This is a genomic window from Brevibacillus centrosporus, from assembly GCF_003710815.1.
GTDB classification, from domain to species: domain Bacteria; phylum Bacillota; class Bacilli; order Brevibacillales; family Brevibacillaceae; genus Brevibacillus; species Brevibacillus centrosporus.
In genome coordinates this window covers 88,676-103,550 of the sequence record NZ_RHHP01000001.1, presented here as the reverse complement: position 1 = coordinate 103,550, position 14,875 = coordinate 88,676, and the positions used below count along the sequence as shown (strand labels likewise).

The 14,875-nt window shown below is 47.0% G+C and carries 20 protein-coding genes and 2 tRNA genes; 15 read left to right on the top strand and 7 right to left on the bottom strand.

Annotated elements, in window-relative coordinates; genetic code table 11:
• The first annotated feature begins 27 nt into the window (after positions 1 to 27).
• Positions 28 to 1,254 carry an efflux RND transporter periplasmic adaptor subunit gene (locus tag EDM55_RS00585; RefSeq protein ID WP_122959567.1) on the top strand — a complete coding sequence of 409 codons (1,227 nt, stop codon included), beginning with the start codon at positions 28 to 30 and terminating at the stop codon, positions 1,252 to 1,254.
• Positions 1,255 to 1,388: 134 nt separating this feature from the next.
• Here the strand turns inward: EDM55_RS00585 and EDM55_RS00580 are convergent, their stop codons facing one another.
• Entirely contained in the window at positions 1,389 to 1,925 is a 537-nt protein-coding gene (locus EDM55_RS00580; RefSeq protein WP_122959392.1) for a GNAT family N-acetyltransferase, read from the bottom strand.
• Between the two features lie 276 nt (positions 1,926 to 2,201).
• Between EDM55_RS00580 and EDM55_RS00575 the strand changes: the two genes are divergently transcribed.
• The 8 genes from EDM55_RS00575 to EDM55_RS00540 all read left to right on the top strand — a co-directional run bounded on the left by EDM55_RS00575 (position 2,202) and on the right by EDM55_RS00540 (position 5,725).
• A complete protein-coding gene (locus EDM55_RS00575; RefSeq protein ID WP_122959391.1) occupies positions 2,202 to 2,912 on the top strand; it encodes a cytochrome c biogenesis CcdA family protein in 711 nt (236 codons plus the stop codon).
• A gap of 23 nt (positions 2,913 to 2,935) precedes the next feature.
• Entirely contained in the window at positions 2,936 to 3,469 is a 534-nt protein-coding gene (locus tag EDM55_RS00570; RefSeq protein WP_092266858.1) for a TlpA family protein disulfide reductase, read from the top strand.
• 125 nt (positions 3,470 to 3,594) lie between these two features.
• Entirely contained in the window at positions 3,595 to 3,870 is a 276-nt protein-coding gene (locus EDM55_RS00565) for a DUF962 domain-containing protein (protein ID WP_122959390.1), read from the top strand.
• A gap of 138 nt (positions 3,871 to 4,008) precedes the next feature.
• Entirely contained in the window at positions 4,009 to 4,206 is a 198-nt protein-coding gene (locus EDM55_RS00560) for a hypothetical protein (RefSeq protein ID WP_092266860.1), read from the top strand.
• Positions 4,207 to 4,369: 163 nt separating this feature from the next.
• The gene (locus EDM55_RS00555; RefSeq protein ID WP_092266861.1) at positions 4,370 to 4,525 is read left to right on the top strand and encodes a YycC family protein; all 156 of its coding nucleotides are present in this window, start codon (positions 4,370 to 4,372) and stop codon (positions 4,523 to 4,525) included.
• An 85-nt stretch (positions 4,526 to 4,610) separates the two neighbouring features.
• The gene (locus EDM55_RS00550; RefSeq protein ID WP_122959389.1) at positions 4,611 to 5,177 is read left to right on the top strand and encodes a thioredoxin family protein; all 567 of its coding nucleotides are present in this window, start codon (positions 4,611 to 4,613) and stop codon (positions 5,175 to 5,177) included.
• A gap of 96 nt (positions 5,178 to 5,273) precedes the next feature.
• The gene (locus EDM55_RS00545) at positions 5,274 to 5,576 is read left to right on the top strand and encodes a hypothetical protein (RefSeq protein WP_092266863.1); all 303 of its coding nucleotides are present in this window, start codon (positions 5,274 to 5,276) and stop codon (positions 5,574 to 5,576) included.
• 67 nt (positions 5,577 to 5,643) lie between these two features.
• A tRNA-Leu gene (locus EDM55_RS00540) sits at positions 5,644 to 5,725 on the top strand.
• A gap of 126 nt (positions 5,726 to 5,851) precedes the next feature.
• Here EDM55_RS00540 and EDM55_RS00535 read toward each other — a convergent pair.
• Together EDM55_RS00535 and EDM55_RS00530 are read right to left on the bottom strand one after the other, a co-directional pair.
• Positions 5,852 to 6,130 (bottom strand): hypothetical protein, encoded by a 279-nt coding sequence (locus EDM55_RS00535; protein WP_092266864.1) that lies wholly within the window; start codon positions 6,128 to 6,130, stop codon positions 5,852 to 5,854.
• A 155-nt stretch (positions 6,131 to 6,285) separates the two neighbouring features.
• Positions 6,286 to 6,359: transfer RNA gene (locus tag EDM55_RS00530), tRNA-Gly, on the bottom strand.
• Positions 6,360 to 6,604: 245 nt separating this feature from the next.
• Here EDM55_RS00530 and EDM55_RS00525 point away from each other — a divergent pair.
• On the top strand, positions 6,605 to 6,991 hold the full coding sequence (locus EDM55_RS00525) for a hypothetical protein (RefSeq protein ID WP_092266865.1): 387 nt from the start codon (positions 6,605 to 6,607) through the stop codon (positions 6,989 to 6,991).
• Between the two features lie 139 nt (positions 6,992 to 7,130).
• On the opposite strand, the gene EDM55_RS00520 is transcribed toward EDM55_RS00525, so the two are convergent.
• On the bottom strand, positions 7,131 to 7,475 hold the full coding sequence (locus EDM55_RS00520) for a YkgJ family cysteine cluster protein (RefSeq protein ID WP_092266866.1): 345 nt from the start codon (positions 7,473 to 7,475) through the stop codon (positions 7,131 to 7,133).
• Between the two features lie 358 nt (positions 7,476 to 7,833).
• Here EDM55_RS00520 and EDM55_RS00515 point away from each other — a divergent pair, with 358 nt between their 5' ends.
• On the top strand, positions 7,834 to 8,472 hold the full coding sequence (locus EDM55_RS00515; protein ID WP_170184402.1) for a YczE/YyaS/YitT family protein: 639 nt from the start codon (positions 7,834 to 7,836) through the stop codon (positions 8,470 to 8,472).
• A 225-nt stretch (positions 8,473 to 8,697) separates the two neighbouring features.
• Positions 8,698 to 9,417, top strand: coding sequence for a YebC/PmpR family DNA-binding transcriptional regulator (locus tag EDM55_RS00510; protein ID WP_092266868.1), 720 nt, complete (start codon positions 8,698 to 8,700; stop codon positions 9,415 to 9,417).
• Positions 9,418 to 9,575: 158 nt separating this feature from the next.
• On the opposite strand, the gene EDM55_RS00505 is transcribed toward EDM55_RS00510, so the two are convergent.
• Complete coding sequence (locus tag EDM55_RS00505) at positions 9,576 to 9,788, bottom strand: hypothetical protein (RefSeq protein ID WP_092266869.1); 213 nt, start codon at positions 9,786 to 9,788, stop codon at positions 9,576 to 9,578.
• A 183-nt stretch (positions 9,789 to 9,971) separates the two neighbouring features.
• Here EDM55_RS00505 and EDM55_RS00500 point away from each other — a divergent pair, with 183 nt between their 5' ends.
• Together EDM55_RS00500 and EDM55_RS00495 are read left to right on the top strand one after the other, a co-directional pair.
• Entirely contained in the window at positions 9,972 to 10,958 is a 987-nt protein-coding gene (locus EDM55_RS00500; RefSeq protein ID WP_122959387.1) for a bile acid:sodium symporter family protein, read from the top strand.
• 382 nt (positions 10,959 to 11,340) lie between these two features.
• Complete coding sequence (locus EDM55_RS00495) at positions 11,341 to 12,024, top strand: SOS response-associated peptidase (protein ID WP_122959386.1); 684 nt, start codon at positions 11,341 to 11,343, stop codon at positions 12,022 to 12,024.
• A 17-nt stretch (positions 12,025 to 12,041) separates the two neighbouring features.
• Here EDM55_RS00495 and EDM55_RS00490 read toward each other — a convergent pair whose 3' ends face one another.
• Positions 12,042 to 12,266 carry a hypothetical protein gene (locus EDM55_RS00490; protein WP_092266872.1) on the bottom strand — a complete coding sequence of 75 codons (225 nt, stop codon included), beginning with the start codon at positions 12,264 to 12,266 and terminating at the stop codon, positions 12,042 to 12,044.
• A 182-nt stretch (positions 12,267 to 12,448) separates the two neighbouring features.
• On the opposite strand from EDM55_RS00490, the gene EDM55_RS00485 reads away from it, so the two are divergent.
• A complete protein-coding gene (locus EDM55_RS00485) occupies positions 12,449 to 13,588 on the top strand; it encodes an NADH-dependent flavin oxidoreductase (RefSeq protein WP_092266873.1) in 1,140 nt (379 codons plus the stop codon).
• A gap of 208 nt (positions 13,589 to 13,796) precedes the next feature.
• Here EDM55_RS00485 and EDM55_RS00480 read toward each other — a convergent pair whose 3' ends face one another.
• The gene (locus EDM55_RS00480) at positions 13,797 to 14,609 is read right to left on the bottom strand and encodes an alpha/beta fold hydrolase (RefSeq protein ID WP_122959385.1); all 813 of its coding nucleotides are present in this window, start codon (positions 14,607 to 14,609) and stop codon (positions 13,797 to 13,799) included.
• Positions 14,610 to 14,875: the final 266 nt, after the last annotated feature.

Here is a 14,875-nt window from a genome sequence, read left to right as displayed (position 1 = left end):
TTTGTGGGATAAGGAGGGACATATATGATTAAAATCAACAAACCCGTCATTCTAGCTTTGCTCGCCATCAGTCTGGTGGCAGGTTGTTCCAGCCCGCAAGCGGCAGAGACACCTACAGAAAAGACGGAGTCCGTAACACCGGTGCAAGTGGAGCAAGTCACGACCGGTACAGTGAGCTCAGAGGCTGGACTGACTGCCAAGCTGGCACCAAGTGAAGAAGTGCAGGTAACACCGAAAGTCAGCGGGAAAATTTCGTCACTTCCGGTAAAGCTGGGACAATACGTGACAAAAGGTCAGGTCCTCTTCAAAATTGACGAGCAGGACTTGAGTAATGCCGTTCAGCAGGCGGAAGCTGCTTATCGTGTGGCGCAGGCCAACCTGAGACAGACCAATAGCAGCTCTGACCAAGGACTGGTCCAAGCGAAAAACGGACTGAAGCAAGCGGAGCAAGCCTTGGCGGATGCCAAGCTGAACCAGCAGCGTATGCAGGAGCTGTTTACACAGGGCGCGATTGCTTCGCAGCAGCTGGAGCAAGCAAACACCCAGCTGACAAATGCACAGACATCCTATGCGAACGCGCAGCAAAGCCTGCAGGCAGCGCAGCAGAAAACGGGCACACAAGTATCCGAGGCTTCGGTGAACCAATCGTCTGTCAGTCTGCAAAACGCACGTAACCAGCTGGCGAATGCAACGGTAGTAGCTCCAATCAATGGCTTTATCTCCAGTGTGAACGGAGCAGTTGGGCAGATGGCGGGTCAACAGCCCGTTGTGGTTATCGTCAACACGAACCCGCTGCTGGTAAAAGCCAACCTGTCCGAGACTGACATTACGAAAGTAAAAGTCGGTACGGCAGTAAAAGTGAATGTGCAGTCCACCGGAAAAACCATTGATGCGAAAGTTTCCGCGGTCAGCCCGGTGATGGATTCAGCGTTGAAAGCTTATCCGGTTGAGGTGACCATTCCCAATGCGGATAATGCGCTGAAATCCGATATGGTAGTCAATATCACGTTCCCGAATGCTTCCGGTGAACAAAAATCCAGCCTCATTGTTTCTCGCAAAGCCGTGTTCGAGCGTGAAGGCAAGCAGTACGTATTCAAGCTGGAAGGCGATGTAGCGAAACAAGTGGAGGTAACAACCGGTGCTTCTACCAGCGATACGATCGAGATCGTGTCTGGAGTATCAGCAGGGGATCAGGTTGTAGTCAAAGGTCAAACCCTTTTGACAGATGGCAGCAAAGTAAGCATTCAGAAGTAAAGCAAAGAGGAAAGAGACGGGCGAGGCTCGTCTCTTTTTTGTATGCACAGAAATCAAGCAGCTCAGGTCCAGTGGGGAGTGTTGAACGAAAAAAAGGCAGTCCGTTTGGCGACAGCCTTTTTCCTTACACTTCGTTATTCTGTGAAAGCTTTTGAATAGTGGACGACACCTTGCGCATTTGCAAGAGCATTCTCCGTTAATTCCAAGGCCATAAAGAATTCGGGAGGAACATCAAAGGGAGCTTTTACTTTCCACAGGCTAGCTGGTTTAAAGCCAAACCTCGGGTAGTAATCTTTATGCCCTAAAACAATGACTGACTGGTAGCCTAACTCTTTAGCCTTGATCAGGGCTTTGCGGATTAATTGGCTGCCAATCCCTATATTCTGGAACTTAGGAGCAACCGAAACGGGAGCAAGCGCCAATGAGTTTGCGACAACGGTAGTACCATCTATGATGTGAATTTTGGACAAAAGGATATGTCCGACAATCTCGTTGTCTTGTGTTACAGCGACTAAAGAAAGCTCAGGAACGAATGCATCTGATTTTCGGATGCGGCAAACCAGCAAATGTTCTGTTTTGTCGCTAAATTCTTCGTTTAGAAATGCCCGCTCGACTACTTCTTCTGTCTTGTTATATTCTTCCGGGAGCTCTTGTCTGATCAAGATATCCATTTATTTTCTCCTATTCTTTGAGTCCATTGAAACGAGCGTAACGATCGGTTTCGCGAACAACATTCGCTCATTTCGGTGATTTCAGTGTAATTACAAGGACAAGTAAAGTCAACGACAGTATGGGGTGGCAGAAGTGAGGGAAATAAGTAAACATAATATTTATTACGTAAACAAAAATGTCACGGATTTAAGACAAAGTGTAGGTCCCACTTTTGACATGAAGAAAGTTTCGCTACAATAAGGTAGATAGTGGATGAATCAAATTTGGAGGTATGTATGACTGGAAATCTTTCCATTTTGTTAGCCTTTGGCGCGGGCTTTCTTTCTTTTATCTCGCCTTGCTGTCTGCCGCTTTATCCTTCCTTTTTATCATACATAACGGGGATTACTGTCGATGAAGTGAAAAAGGGGAAGACTGTTTTTCAGAAACAGGCGCTCTTGCACACGCTGTTTTTCATCATCGGATTTTCCATTATTTTTATCGCGCTTGGGTTATCGACCTCCTGGATCGGCAGTTTGTTTGTCAATCAAAAGGACTTGATCCGTCAGCTAGGCGGCATTTTGCTTGTTGTCATTGGACTGATTATGTTTCAGGTGTTTAAAATGGATTGGATGATGCGCTCATTTAAAGTTGATTTAAAATCGCGCCCATTGGGGTATACTGGGTCCATACTGGTAGGAATGACTTACGCAGCTGGTTGGACGCCATGCGTAGGACCGATCCTTTCCGGGATTATTGTCATGGGCGTGACGGATCCATCTCGTGCCTTGTCGTATACACTCGCTTATACATTGGGTTTTGCTATTCCGTTTTTTGTGATGACTTTCTTTATCAGCAAAGTAAGCGCGATCGTCAAATACTCCGATCAGTTTATGAAGGTGGGCGGGGCTATCATGATTTTGTTTGGCGTGCTGCTGTACACCGATAAAATGACGGATATTACACGTGTGCTCATTCAACTGTACGGTGGGTTTACGGGATTCTGATCGAATGAAGCAGAGGTGACGTAATGAACAAAATAGCGTTGGCGATGCTGGTTACAGTAGGCGTCGGCTATGCAGTCTGGCAGCAGCCTCAGGAGTCCGTCGCGGTTGTGTCTGAGGTGCAAAAGCCGGAAGTAGGGTTTGCAGCGCCTCATTTCTCTTTGACTGGGCTGGATAATCAAGTGTACAAAGTTGAAGGAAAAAGGGACAGGCCCGTCGTGCTAAATTTCTGGGCATCCTGGTGCGGTCCTTGCCGTATGGAGGCGCCGGATTTGCAGAAGCTCTACGAGAAATACAAAAACCAGATCGATTTTTACGGCATCAATGTAACCAACAACGACAGTCCAGAGGCTGCAGCCGCGTTTGTGCAGAGCTACAAGCTCACGTTTCCGATTCCCATGGATGTGGCCGGAACGGTCTCCAACCGATATCTGATTCAAGCTTTTCCAACTACGTACGTGATCGATACGAATGGCGTCGTCCGAAAGAAGATTATCGGGATGATAGATGCACCAACGCTAGAGCTGGAACTGCGCAAGCTGCTCCAGGAAAAACCGTGAACGATAGAGAGAACCTCCCAAAACGCTGTGTGTCCGCGCAGCGTTTTTTGCTTTTGCCACGATGGCTATCACATGTCTCTGTGCGGTGAAAATCGTGCTAAAATGTGGAAAAGGAGGTAGTCGTAATGGCGGATAAGATCTCGTTTTTGGAGTGCTACAATCGTGATCATCAGCACCCTGTAAACAAGCTGACACATGCGATTGGTATTCCGATGATTGTCGTTTCCTTGCCGCTGTTTTTCTGGAATGGGAAGTGGGCAGCAGTGTTATTTATTCTTGGCTGGATATTTCAATTTGTTGGTCATTTCTTCGAAGGAAATCCTCCGTCCTTTTTCAAGAATCCTGTTTATCTCCTAATTGGTCCGTGGTGGATCCTAAAGAGGTTAGGACGCTTTTTATAGGAAAACCATTAAAATAGCGCGGCATGCGACCATTCTGCCTATTTTCGTGGAAAGAGCCCCGTTTTGTGTCTTTGCCTAAAGAATGGGGTTGTTCTCCTTCATAGACTGGAGTGATCTAGGGCTAAGGGAGGGGAGAAGATGGCTAAGGCAAAGAAAATCAAGAAGAAAAACTCTAGGCAGCATCCAAATCAATTAAACCTGAAAATTGTGACTTCTTCTACTTGTCAGGTGTGCAAACAGCAATGTGCTCGTGGGTTAGCATATCTCGAGAAAATGTCCCAGCCCGGCGAGATCGGATACGGGGTGCCGTGCATCCTGACGAAACGGCAGACATAGGCGGTTGTAAAGAGAGAACCCTTCATCCAGCAGAGACGAGGGGTTTTTTCGCGTGGAGCATGAACCGTTTTCCCCTCGAATGCCTGCGTTCTATGGCAAGATCGTCTGGCATGTACTATACTGAAGAGACTTCTATTTTTACAGATGAAAGGAGGGTGATTTTGTGCGTCCCTTGCAAATATCGCCCGAAACAGCCGTGAAATTGGCTGAGAAACTGAATGTTCCGCTGGAGCAGCTGATGCATATGCCCCAGCATATTTTGATGCAGAAAATGCTGGAGCTGGCCAAACAAGAAGAGGAAGAGAAGAACCAAGAGTAAGCAGCTCCTGCTGTTTGAAAGACAGGAGTTTTCGCGGGGGCTGTAGAATCGTAAACACGATACAGAGTATGGAGGAGGAATACATATGGCAGCAAACGTGTCTCACAAGCTCCGTAACGGGATAAAACCCCAAGCCTTTATCGATGGGATGACCAAGAATCAGGATACTTTTCTCAGCAGGAAGGCAGAGTTTACGTGGCCGAGTGAGGAAGACCGTGCTTTTTTTGCTTCGCTCGCCAATCGGGATGATCTTCGTTGTCTGATCATCGCGGCGGACTGGTGCGGTGACGTTGTTCGCAATATACCGGTGGTGCTGGAAGCCTTGAAAGAAACGGAAATTCCAACAGAGATTTTTATTATGGAAGAGCATCTGGATCTCATGGATGAATTCTTGACCATGGGCGGCCGCTCCATCCCAGTGGTTCTTTTCGCAGATACGGGTGGACATGTGCTTGCGAAATGGGGACCGCGTCCGAAGCATGTCCAAGACGTGATGATCGCGTTTAAGGAGCAGAACCCTGATCGCAATGCGCCTGAGTATGAGGAGAACCTCAAGGCTGCACGCGCGGAAATGCTCAAGCAATACGGGGAAGGTACTGGATACCAAGCTGTCATCGTGAAGGAGCTTCGAGAGCTTCTCTCTTCCATCTAGCGTAACGGTTTCGTTCTTGGCGGGCGGAGTTCCTCTCCGCCTGTTTGCTTGATTTCACGGTTCGATGGAGAATCAGATGTAGAAAGGTTGAATGAAATGCACTACTACGGTAATGAAACGATTATGTCCTTGGAGCAAGTACTGCGATTAAAGCCATCGGAAGTACGTATTCTGGAATGGGTACGGACCTATGAGTTTTTGGAAAACAGCTATGGCATTGACGAGTCTGTACCGTACTTCCTGGATATCCAGTGCATGGCAGACGGGGTACGTATTCGGAAAAATCGCATTGCAGATTTTCCGGAATTTATTTGTGAAGCAGAGCATTCTTTTCCAACCGTGGAAGAAGCATTGGCTGTTTTTCATCAGTGGGCTGAGGAAATTTTGGAGAAGCTGTAAGTGGTGAGAAAAATCAAACGTTGATTTTCTATCAAAATTGTGCTAGTATGAAGACACAGATTGATATGCCGGTGTGGCGGAATGGCAGACGCGCGCGACTCAAAATCGTGAGGGAAACCGTGGGGGTTCAAGTCCCTTCACCGGCACCACTATTTCCATAAAGAGAACGATACAGCACACAATTCAAGTGTTTACAGCGCTTGGGAGGTGTGCTTTTTGATTTGTCATTTTCTGCAGACGAAATTCGCGCAAACAAAAATCCCCCCGAAGAGGGATTAGTAGCTTAGCACATTTTCTTGATACCTTTTCATCACCGTATTCGCAATGCCAATTTTGCTATCCAGATAGCCAGTCGGATTGACAGAGGCGATCGATCCACTCTCTAGTTCCTGCAGTCTCAGATCAACGAGGAACCCAGCTACTCTCGACAAATGATCAATGACAGTTATCAATTCCGTTTGCGGTTGTTGTGCACTCAGTTGTAACGAGGCGGCATGAATCTCCGTAATCTTTTTGTATAGCTCCATGAGATATTCTGAGTTGAGTTGGGTCATGATTTCACTCCTTTCAACAGGGCTGATACTTCATTTTTATGTAGGAGTGATGAGATTAGAACAAGCTAGAATTAGAGAATGAGCTGGATATCCTGACCGAGCAGCTCCATTTTAGCAGAAAATGAAAAAAGCCTTGCTGCGCAAGACTTTTCCGATGGAGCGGGTGATGGGAATCGAACCCACGCTACTAGCTTGGGAAGCTAGAGTTCTACCATTGAACTACACCCGCAAACGTTTTTTTTGCTTTAATTTAACAATATTATATAACGTTCAATCAAAGATGTCTAGTGGATTGCTTGATCCTGTAGTTTTTTACAAGGGCTCACTCGATTAGGAATGCGCCCATGATTAGGGTACGCGAATGGCAAGTCAGTGTAAATATCAGGAAAACCATCCGCACCATGTGGAGTAGCCTCGAAGTATGGTATCCTTAGGAAACAACGAATGAACTGTCCGAATAGGAGTGATTCTCGCGTGAATATGTGGATGCTTTCAAAAGTGATGGTGGCAGCCGTGTCGGGCTTTTTCATGTTTGGGGATGTGGCGGAAACGGAATCAAGCGGAGGATCAGAAGCTGTCAACCATGCCCCAGCTCTCACGGAAAAAATGCCGGATGTAGAGACGATCTCTCCTTGGGTTGAGTATAAAATCGATGTCAGCGAGGTTTTTTCGGACGCGGACGGAGATGAACTCATTTATTCTGCCTTATCTCAGAGTGAGGCCGTCGCAAAAGTGGAAGTGGAAGGGAGCCGTGTGAAAGTCATGGCTCAAAAACCGGGAGAAGTGACCATCATCGTGACCGCAAGTGATCAAAAAGGCGGAACCGCATCAACTGCCTACCGCTATAAAATAACAGAGTGATGCAAGGGAAGGCTGTCGATTACGTTTCGGCAGCCTATCCAGGCAGATTCCGATGATTCGCAAACATTCCAAGATTACATAAATTTTTGTAGGTATAACGCAGTTGAACATGGTAGGATGGAGAAGGAAGCAGAGGCAGTCAAAAGTCCTTCCAGGTAAAATCGATGCTCAAGTGTCCGATGGGCTTTTCTTTTCGCAAAGTACGAGATCTCATTGCCAATTCTGGTTTTCGAAAACAAACGAGGTCTGTGTAATACCCAAAATCTCGACAGATTTCTGGGCGTGCTGCGTGTATTCCGCACTGATCTTTATCGATGTCATAAAAAATACAGGTTCCAAATAAGCGTTGCTGCTTTTCCAAGCTCTCCCGGATTTTTCGCGGCATGCTTTTGAGCTTTTTCTGTATCTTTTTCAGCTCATGTTCGGTTATGGGAACAGGACCACAGCAAAGTCCTTTGCAGCCCTGGCAAGGTAGTGTCTCCATGATTGTCCAGCTCCTTTCAGGATTCATAAGGTTTTCTCAATGAACATTATGGAAGCTGCAGGGGTGTTTGTAAATAAAAAAATATTCAATCATAACACAAAGAAAAAATTTTGTCAATAATTATTTTAGGGTTGAAAGATATGCCGATGCCTGGGGCCATCTATACAGGAAACACCTGGTGATTTGCGGATCATAGAGCTGGCTGCAAACCAGATCAGAAGGATACTGGTAAGGTGGAAAGGAAGTTTGCGATGATGCTGGAAAATTTGCGCGGCTGGATGCTGGCCCCTCCCTCTATTGCTCGAATCCAAGACGAATAACACGATTCTGGGGAGGGCTGTAAGTGGGTAGGAAGAGCATGTTTCATCCGTTGATTGTGCGCTACGGGGTATTTATGCTTGGATTGGCCATCATGGGTTTTGGGATCGGGATGATGATCCAGGCTAATCTAGGAGTAGCGCCATGGGATACGCTTCATATTGGATTGCAGAAAACGTTTGGCTTAACGATCGGGATGTGGTCGCAAATCGTAGGTTTGTTGATCATCGTCTCCTCTTATGTGATTGGGAAAATAAAGCCTAGCGTAGGAATGTTTTTGAATATGTTTTTCTTTGGGCTGTTCATTGATCTTTTTATGTGGCTGAATTGGATTCCGATCGGCGGAACGCTCAGTGAACGTATTTTTCTATTTGCGGCTGGCTTGTTGATCTACACGTTCGGGACTGGAATGTATATCTCACCGCAGCTGGGGGCAGGACCGCGGGACAGCTTTATGCTAGCGCTGCACGACCGAACCGGCTGGGATGTCGGCCGGATCAGGATCGGGATTGAATGCACCGTGACTTTGCTAGGTTTTTTGCTGGGAGGTCCTGTTTCTATCGGTACTTTGGTAACTGCGCTATCGATTGGCCCTTTGATTAAACGCTTTATCCCCATGTGGGAACGCGTGATGGCAAAGCTGAATAGCGTCAGGAGCGAAAGTCAGTTAGCCAAATAAAAAATCGGACCGCCATGGAGCACCATTCATGGCGGTTCTCTTTTCAAGCCTAAGAAGGAAGAAAGCAGCAAACCCAACTGTTCTTTTTTAAGAATCACCCTTATAAAAAAGAGAGAAATAAGTTATAATATAGACTTGTGAAAGAGTGCGGGAAATCATTCGCACTTTTTGTCGATGAACGTAGAACGGAAAGAAATCCTTTGCTATCGAAAGAGAGTGGGAAAAATGGGTCGTAAGTGGAACAATATTAAAGAAAAAAAGGCGTCCAAAGACGCTAGCACCAGCCGTGTATACGCAAAGTTCGGAAAAGAGATCTACGTGGCTGCAAAGCAAGGCGAGCCTGATCCTGAATCGAACCGTGCATTAAAAGTCGTACTTGAGCGTGCCAAAACATATAGCGTACCGAAAGCTATTATTGACCGGGCGATTGAGAAAGCAAAAGGTGGATCGGATGAGGTTTACGACGAGCTGCGTTATGAAGGCTTCGGACCGAATGGCTCTATGATTATCGTGGACGCCCTCACCAACAACGTGAACCGTACAGCCCCAGAAGTGCGGGCTGCATTCAACAAAAACGGTGGAAATATGGGTGTAACAGGTTCTGTTGCCTATATGTTCGATGCTACTGCCGTTATTGGTTTAGAAGGAAAAACAGCGGAAGAAGTCTTGGAAATTTTGATGGAAGCGGATGTAGATGTTCGCGACATTATCGAAGAAGACAACGCTGTGATTGTCTATGCCGAGCCGGATCAGTTCCATGCTGTACAAGAAGCGTTAAAAGCTGCAGGTGTATCGGAATTTACAGTAGCAGAGCTGTCCATGCTGGCGCAGAATGAGATTACGCTGCCAGAAGATGCCATTGCACAATTCGAAAAGTTGATCGACGCGTTGGAAGATTTGGACGACGTTCAGCAAGTGTACCACAACGTAGATTTAGGCGAGTAATCAGGATTAAAACCCGAGGCTCTCACAGCTCGGGTTTTTTATGTGCGCTCCGAGTGGACGTCATGAGAGGATAAGGTTCTCTATCGTAACAAGAGGAGACCTCCGATGCTGGAAGTCTCCCTATCTGGTGGGCTTGTCCGTATGTGTGTTGGTAATGATCAATGCTCATGGTCGTGACGGCGTAAATCTACGGATCGCAATTCATCCTTCGCTTTTTCCACCAGGACCTGATAGTCTCTGACTACCTCGGTCAAAGCGGCAACGGACTCTTTGTATTCTGATTCATTACAGATCCCGTCAATGGCTCGGTGGAGATGAAACATCTTATCTTCGGTTTTTCGGATAAATTCTACCCAATCCATCCCGTTCATCAAACTCCTCCTTTCCCATCGTAGTTTATACATCTGCTGGAGAATGTATGCAAGACTACAAGCAGTAGCAACAGATAAAAACGACATTTAGTCTTGTTGAAAATGAAAGTTCGTGATAACATACCTCACATTAGAAAAACTTTGTTTGCTAGGTAACAAGGATGTGCTGGGAGTGAAACGAATGTGGACTATTTAGCCAAACTAAACAAACTGCTGGAAAAAATCATGCCTGCGCTTACACCCTGCAGCGTAGTGATTGGCGTGCTGACGGGAAGTCATTTGCAGCCTTTCTCTTTTCTGTCTCCCTGGGTGTTTGCGTTCATGACTTTTTCGGGGAGTCTGGGGTCGGGGTTTGGAGATTTCGCTCGAGTTCTTGCGCGACCACTTCCGCTTGTTGTTAATTTGCTCCTTTTGCATGCAATCATGCCTTTTGTGGGTTGGGGCGCTGCACTCTTATTTTATCCCGATGATGTGCATGTCTTGACGGGGCTTCTATTGGCATCCGTGATTCCTACCGGGATCTCCAGCTTTTTATGGACTTCTATCTACATGGGGAATATTGCTCTGACGTTGTCCATTATCTTGGTGGATACGATGCTGGCTCCATTGATTGTACCTTTGGGGATGGCTTTGCTGGTCGGAGCCAAGGTTGATATGGATGCAGGTGCGATGATGCAAGGACTTTTCTTGATGATTATGTTCCCGTCGCTATTGGGAATGCTCCTGAATCAGCTGACGCGTGGTGAAATCAAAAAGACGTTGGCTCCTAAGCTCGCTCCGTTTTCGAAGCTGGGAATGGGTGTTGTCGTTGCGATTAATGCGTCTGTCGTGTCACCTTATCTGGTGCAGATCGATGGAAAATTAATCGGCTTGGCTGCTGTCGTTCTGTTGTTAGCCATCTTGGGTTACTTGATGGGGTGGTGGGTTTCGAGAGCATTTGGATGGCAACGTGACATCATTGTAACATTGACCTTCAATACCGGGATGCGAAACATAAGTGCGGGTGCCGTTATGGCTATTGCTTATTTTCCTGCCCCGGTCGCACTGCCAGTTGTATTGGGCATGCTGTTTCAACAGACGTTGGCTTCAACCTTTGGGAAATTCCTCTCTCTTGTTGAAAAAGAGCACACGGAGAAGCGAGTGGAAGCGACAAATCAAAAGGCTATGTAATGTCAGAAAAACTAACATAAAAATCAAAAAACTCATTGACACCTATCGTTAATATGTTAGTATATATTACATAGCATGCATTCTCTCCACTTCCTATCTTTGACCCAGAACATTTCTGGGTCCTTTTTTTTGCCTAAAATCATGCGTGTGGCACAGAAACGCTGTCACTAGAGAAACGAAAGGCAGGACATGCGAATCATTTGGTGAATACTGGTGTGGAACAGTGAGTGAAGAAGTGCTTAAACACCTTGACACACAATTGTTTGAGTGGTCCCGAGAATGAGAACGGCAAGGATACCTAATGAAACCGGGCATGATAATAATGAACAAGCTCAGTCTCCAACTCTATTTTCTTTGAATCGAACGGAAAGGGGGGAATATTATGTGTGGACGCTTTACCTTGGTAATTGCGCCTGAGAATATGGTCAGACGTTTTCAAGTAGACATGCAAAACCTGGAGTATCGCATGCGCTACAATATCGCACCGGGACAGCAGGTTCTGGCTATCATCGCAGAGAAAGGGAAGAGGCGGATGGGGGAGCTGCGCTGGGGATTGATCCCTTCTTGGGCGAAGGATGACAAAAAGGGGTTTCAATGGATCAATGCAAGAGCGGAGAGCCTGCAGGAGAAGCCGTCCTTTCAAAAGCTGCTGAGCAGAAAACGATGCATCATTCCTGCCGACAGTTTTTATGAGTGGAAGGAAACGAAGCAAGGAAAGCAGCCCATGCGGATCATGCGGAAAGATGAACAGCCGTTTGCATTTGCTGGGCTGTTTGATACGTGGGTGCAACCGGACGGACAAAAAGTACATACCTGTACGATCATTACAACAACCCCAAACGATGTTGTTGCGCCGATTCATCCGCGTATGCCTGTCATCCTGCGGGAAGAAGACGAATCGATCTGGCTGGATCGCGAATACCACGACCACCAGCATCTACAATCCATGCTCATACCCTACAAGGCAGAGTGGATGCAGGCCTACCCTGTAAGCAAAGCGGTTGGAAATGTGAAGAATGATCATCTAGACTGCATTCGGGAAGTACGTCTTCATGAGGAAGAATAGCGAACGGGGAAATGCCCTTATTGGGGGTAAGGATGGGCATCTCCCTGGAATAGTTTACTGACCATGGCATACAGCTTTCCAGGCATGTTTGGGAAGACGAACGAATACTGATTCGCTCCATTTGCCAAAAGGGCGACAGGAGTTTCGATCACATACGGTATTTTCATGAGATCGAGCATTTTTTTGTATTCATCCACCATCGACTGGTCGACCGTATAATAAAATGATTTGGAAGATTTCATGGGCGCACACTCCTTTCTATATATTGTAGCATAGCCGACATCCAGAAGGAACGAGACATAATAAGGGTTACGTTAACTAATGATGAAGCCTGTACTTTTCATGCTACGAAAGTTGACCGAAAAAAAGAAAGTAACTATAATCAATATAATTGTTTCTTATCTAGTCAACAGGAGGTAGTCGCGTGAAAGCTCAATTTGCCCCACTATTTGAAAATGTCACATTAAACAGCGGAGTTACGCTGAAAAATCGAATTGTCCTCGCTCCAATGACGCATATTTCTTCGAATGAAGATGGAACGGTCTCGGACGAAGAGCTCGAGTATTACGTTAGAAGGTCTGGTGGCGCCGGGATGGTGATTACGGCGTGCGCGTATGTGACACCAAATGGAAAAGGATACGCGAGACAGTTTTCTGTAGATGATGACTCCTTCATTCCTGGATTAAAACGATTGGCAACCAGGATTCAGGAAAAAGGTGCGAAAGCAATTTTGCAAATTTTTCATGGGGGTCGATTAAGCCCTGCGTCTGAAGTGCCAAATGGAGAGCCGGTCAGTGCGAGCGCAATAGCAAGTGAACGGAAAGGCGCTGTCGTCCCTCGTGCTCTCGAGGAAGAAGAGATTATCGACATTATCAAAGGGTTTGGCGAAGCAACACGCAGAGCGATCGTGGCAGGCTTCGACGGTGTGGAAATTCACGGTGCAAACGGGTATTTGGTTCAGCAATTCTTCTCTCCTCACTCCAATCAACGCGAAGACCGTTGGGGCGGAAGTGTGGAGAAACGACTCTCATTCCCTCTTGCTGTGGTGGATGAAATCAACAAAGTGGTCGCCGAGCATGCAAAGGAACCGTTTGTGGTAGGCTATCGCTTTTCGCCAGAAGAACCAGAGACACCTGGGATTACCATGGCGGAGACATTTGTTTTGGTAGATGCTTTGGCTGACAAAGGGCTTGATTATTTGCATCTGTCCGTTAATGAATTTTGGAGCGTATCCCGCCGCGGTACGGATGATTCGCGGTCTCGGATCGAAATTGTCCAAGAGCGTGTTGGTGACAAGGTAGCCGTCATTGGTGTTGGTGGCATCAACACGGCAGACGACGCAGTGAAAGCACTGACAGCCAATATCCCGCTGATTGCCATTGGAAGAGCATTCATCGTGGAGCCGGATTGGGTCGAGAAGATCCAGGCGGGAAAAGAAGAGGAGATCGTCACGACTCTAACCAAGGACGATCAGGAGCGCCTCGTGATTCCAGATCCGCTGTGGAAAATGATTGTTCATTCTCCGGGCTGGTTTCCTGTGGTTCAAGAAGCGGACAAGCAGTAAAAAGAGGTGGATGAGAGAACAGGTGCGCGCTTGGGGCGTTCCTGTTTTTTGTTTTGCTTGTCGAGTCTTCAGGGTTCGTAGTATCGGGCGTATATGATATGCTGATGCCAGTGATTTTCCGATATATGGGAGCGTGGAGAGATGGCAATCCCGCAAAAACGAAGCAGGGGACGACCGGTGAGTCGCCCCTTTCATTTGAAAATGATTATTATTTTGCGGTCCCTAATGATCCGTTTAAAAAGCTGTGGATGAACGCGTTGACTTCTTGCGGACTGTCGATATTCGGGAAGTGAGCGGAATTTTTGAGAAAGATTTGACGGACATCAGGGATTTGATTGACCAAGCTCTCTGCCGTCAAGAGGAAGTCTGCGTGATCGAGCTCACCTGACACGATAAGCGTTGGGGCGGATACTTCCGATAGACGACTTCTCGGATCAGGCTCCAGCCAGGTCGGCATTCCTGTGACGGTTGGCCGGGTGTAAATATCTCGATAAATGTCTGATAGCCACTGGCGCCTGCTTTGGACGCGCCCGCTTTGCTGATGGAAGCCATCCAGCGTGATATGCAATGTGATGTCCAGCGCTTGCTCCAGATTTCCCTTCTGGAGCTGCTCCTGCATCACCTGAAGCTTTTGTTGCCATTCATCAGAAGGGGGAACAAAGCCCCCTGGACACAATAGGATGAGTCGATCGACCAATTCCGGATAGGCTAATGCAAATTCAATGCTGGCATAACTGCCAAATGAGGCGCCAACAAGTGAAGCGCGCGAGATGTTCAATTGCAGCAGCAAATCGTGCAGATCTTCGTAAAGCGTATAGGAACCGCCTGGGTTGGCAGACTGCCCCATTCCTCTCATGTCAAAACGAAGAACCTGGTATTGGCTCGAGAGTACAGCCATCTGCGGCTCCCACATACGGCTATCCAAAGGAAAACCGTGTAGAAAGACGATCGTTTCGCCAGATCCCGCCATTTCGTAAAAGATTTTAGCGCCGCGACAGGTAATAAACCCTTCTTGTGCCATCGAAACCACCCTTCCGTCTGAAGAAGTGATACCCTCTCATCCAAATACTACCATTTACTTGGGCGTTCATCTGTGAAAATTCAGTGGCATTTCCCAAGGGAACCTGGGCGTCAACTCCTGATTTTCAGGAAAGCGGATTTTTCAGTCATACAAAAAAGCGGCAACGAATATGTAAACAATATTCGGCAGCAAATAGGTCGGCATGGGCGTAACGATGGACGAGGTCTTGATGGAAGAAAGGGGGAGAGTGATTTCAAAATAACGAA

Bases quoted from the DNA above. Each gene is read 5' to 3' on its own strand.
- EDM55_RS00490 (WP_092266872.1), bottom strand. From the start codon at position 12,266: ATGAAATCTTCCAAATCATTTTATTATACGGTCGACCAGTCGATGGTG.
- EDM55_RS00505 (WP_092266869.1), bottom strand. From the start codon at position 9,788: ATGAACGGGATGGATTGGGTAGAATTTATCCGAAAAACCGAAGATAAG.
- EDM55_RS00520 (WP_092266866.1), bottom strand. From the start codon at position 7,475: ATGGAGACACTACCTTGCCAGGGCTGCAAAGGACTTTGCTGTGGTCCT.
- EDM55_RS00480 (WP_122959385.1), bottom strand. From the start codon at position 14,609: ATGGCACAAGAAGGGTTTATTACCTGTCGCGGCGCTAAAATCTTTTAC.
- EDM55_RS00565 (WP_122959390.1), top strand. From the start codon at position 3,595: ATGGCGGATAAGATCTCGTTTTTGGAGTGCTACAATCGTGATCATCAG.
- EDM55_RS00575 (WP_122959391.1), top strand. From the start codon at position 2,202: ATGACTGGAAATCTTTCCATTTTGTTAGCCTTTGGCGCGGGCTTTCTT.
- EDM55_RS00560 (WP_092266860.1), top strand. From the start codon at position 4,009: ATGGCTAAGGCAAAGAAAATCAAGAAGAAAAACTCTAGGCAGCATCCA.
- EDM55_RS00515 (WP_170184402.1), top strand. From the start codon at position 7,834: ATGTTTCATCCGTTGATTGTGCGCTACGGGGTATTTATGCTTGGATTG.
- EDM55_RS00495 (WP_122959386.1), top strand. From the start codon at position 11,341: ATGTGTGGACGCTTTACCTTGGTAATTGCGCCTGAGAATATGGTCAGA.
- EDM55_RS00545 (WP_092266863.1), top strand. From the start codon at position 5,274: ATGCACTACTACGGTAATGAAACGATTATGTCCTTGGAGCAAGTACTG.
- EDM55_RS00535 (WP_092266864.1), bottom strand. From the start codon at position 6,130: ATGACCCAACTCAACTCAGAATATCTCATGGAGCTATACAAAAAGATT.
- EDM55_RS00550 (WP_122959389.1), top strand. From the start codon at position 4,611: ATGGCAGCAAACGTGTCTCACAAGCTCCGTAACGGGATAAAACCCCAA.
- EDM55_RS00510 (WP_092266868.1), top strand. From the start codon at position 8,698: ATGGGTCGTAAGTGGAACAATATTAAAGAAAAAAAGGCGTCCAAAGAC.
- EDM55_RS00580 (WP_122959392.1), bottom strand. From the start codon at position 1,925: ATGGATATCTTGATCAGACAAGAGCTCCCGGAAGAATATAACAAGACA.
- EDM55_RS00570 (WP_092266858.1), top strand. From the start codon at position 2,936: ATGAACAAAATAGCGTTGGCGATGCTGGTTACAGTAGGCGTCGGCTAT.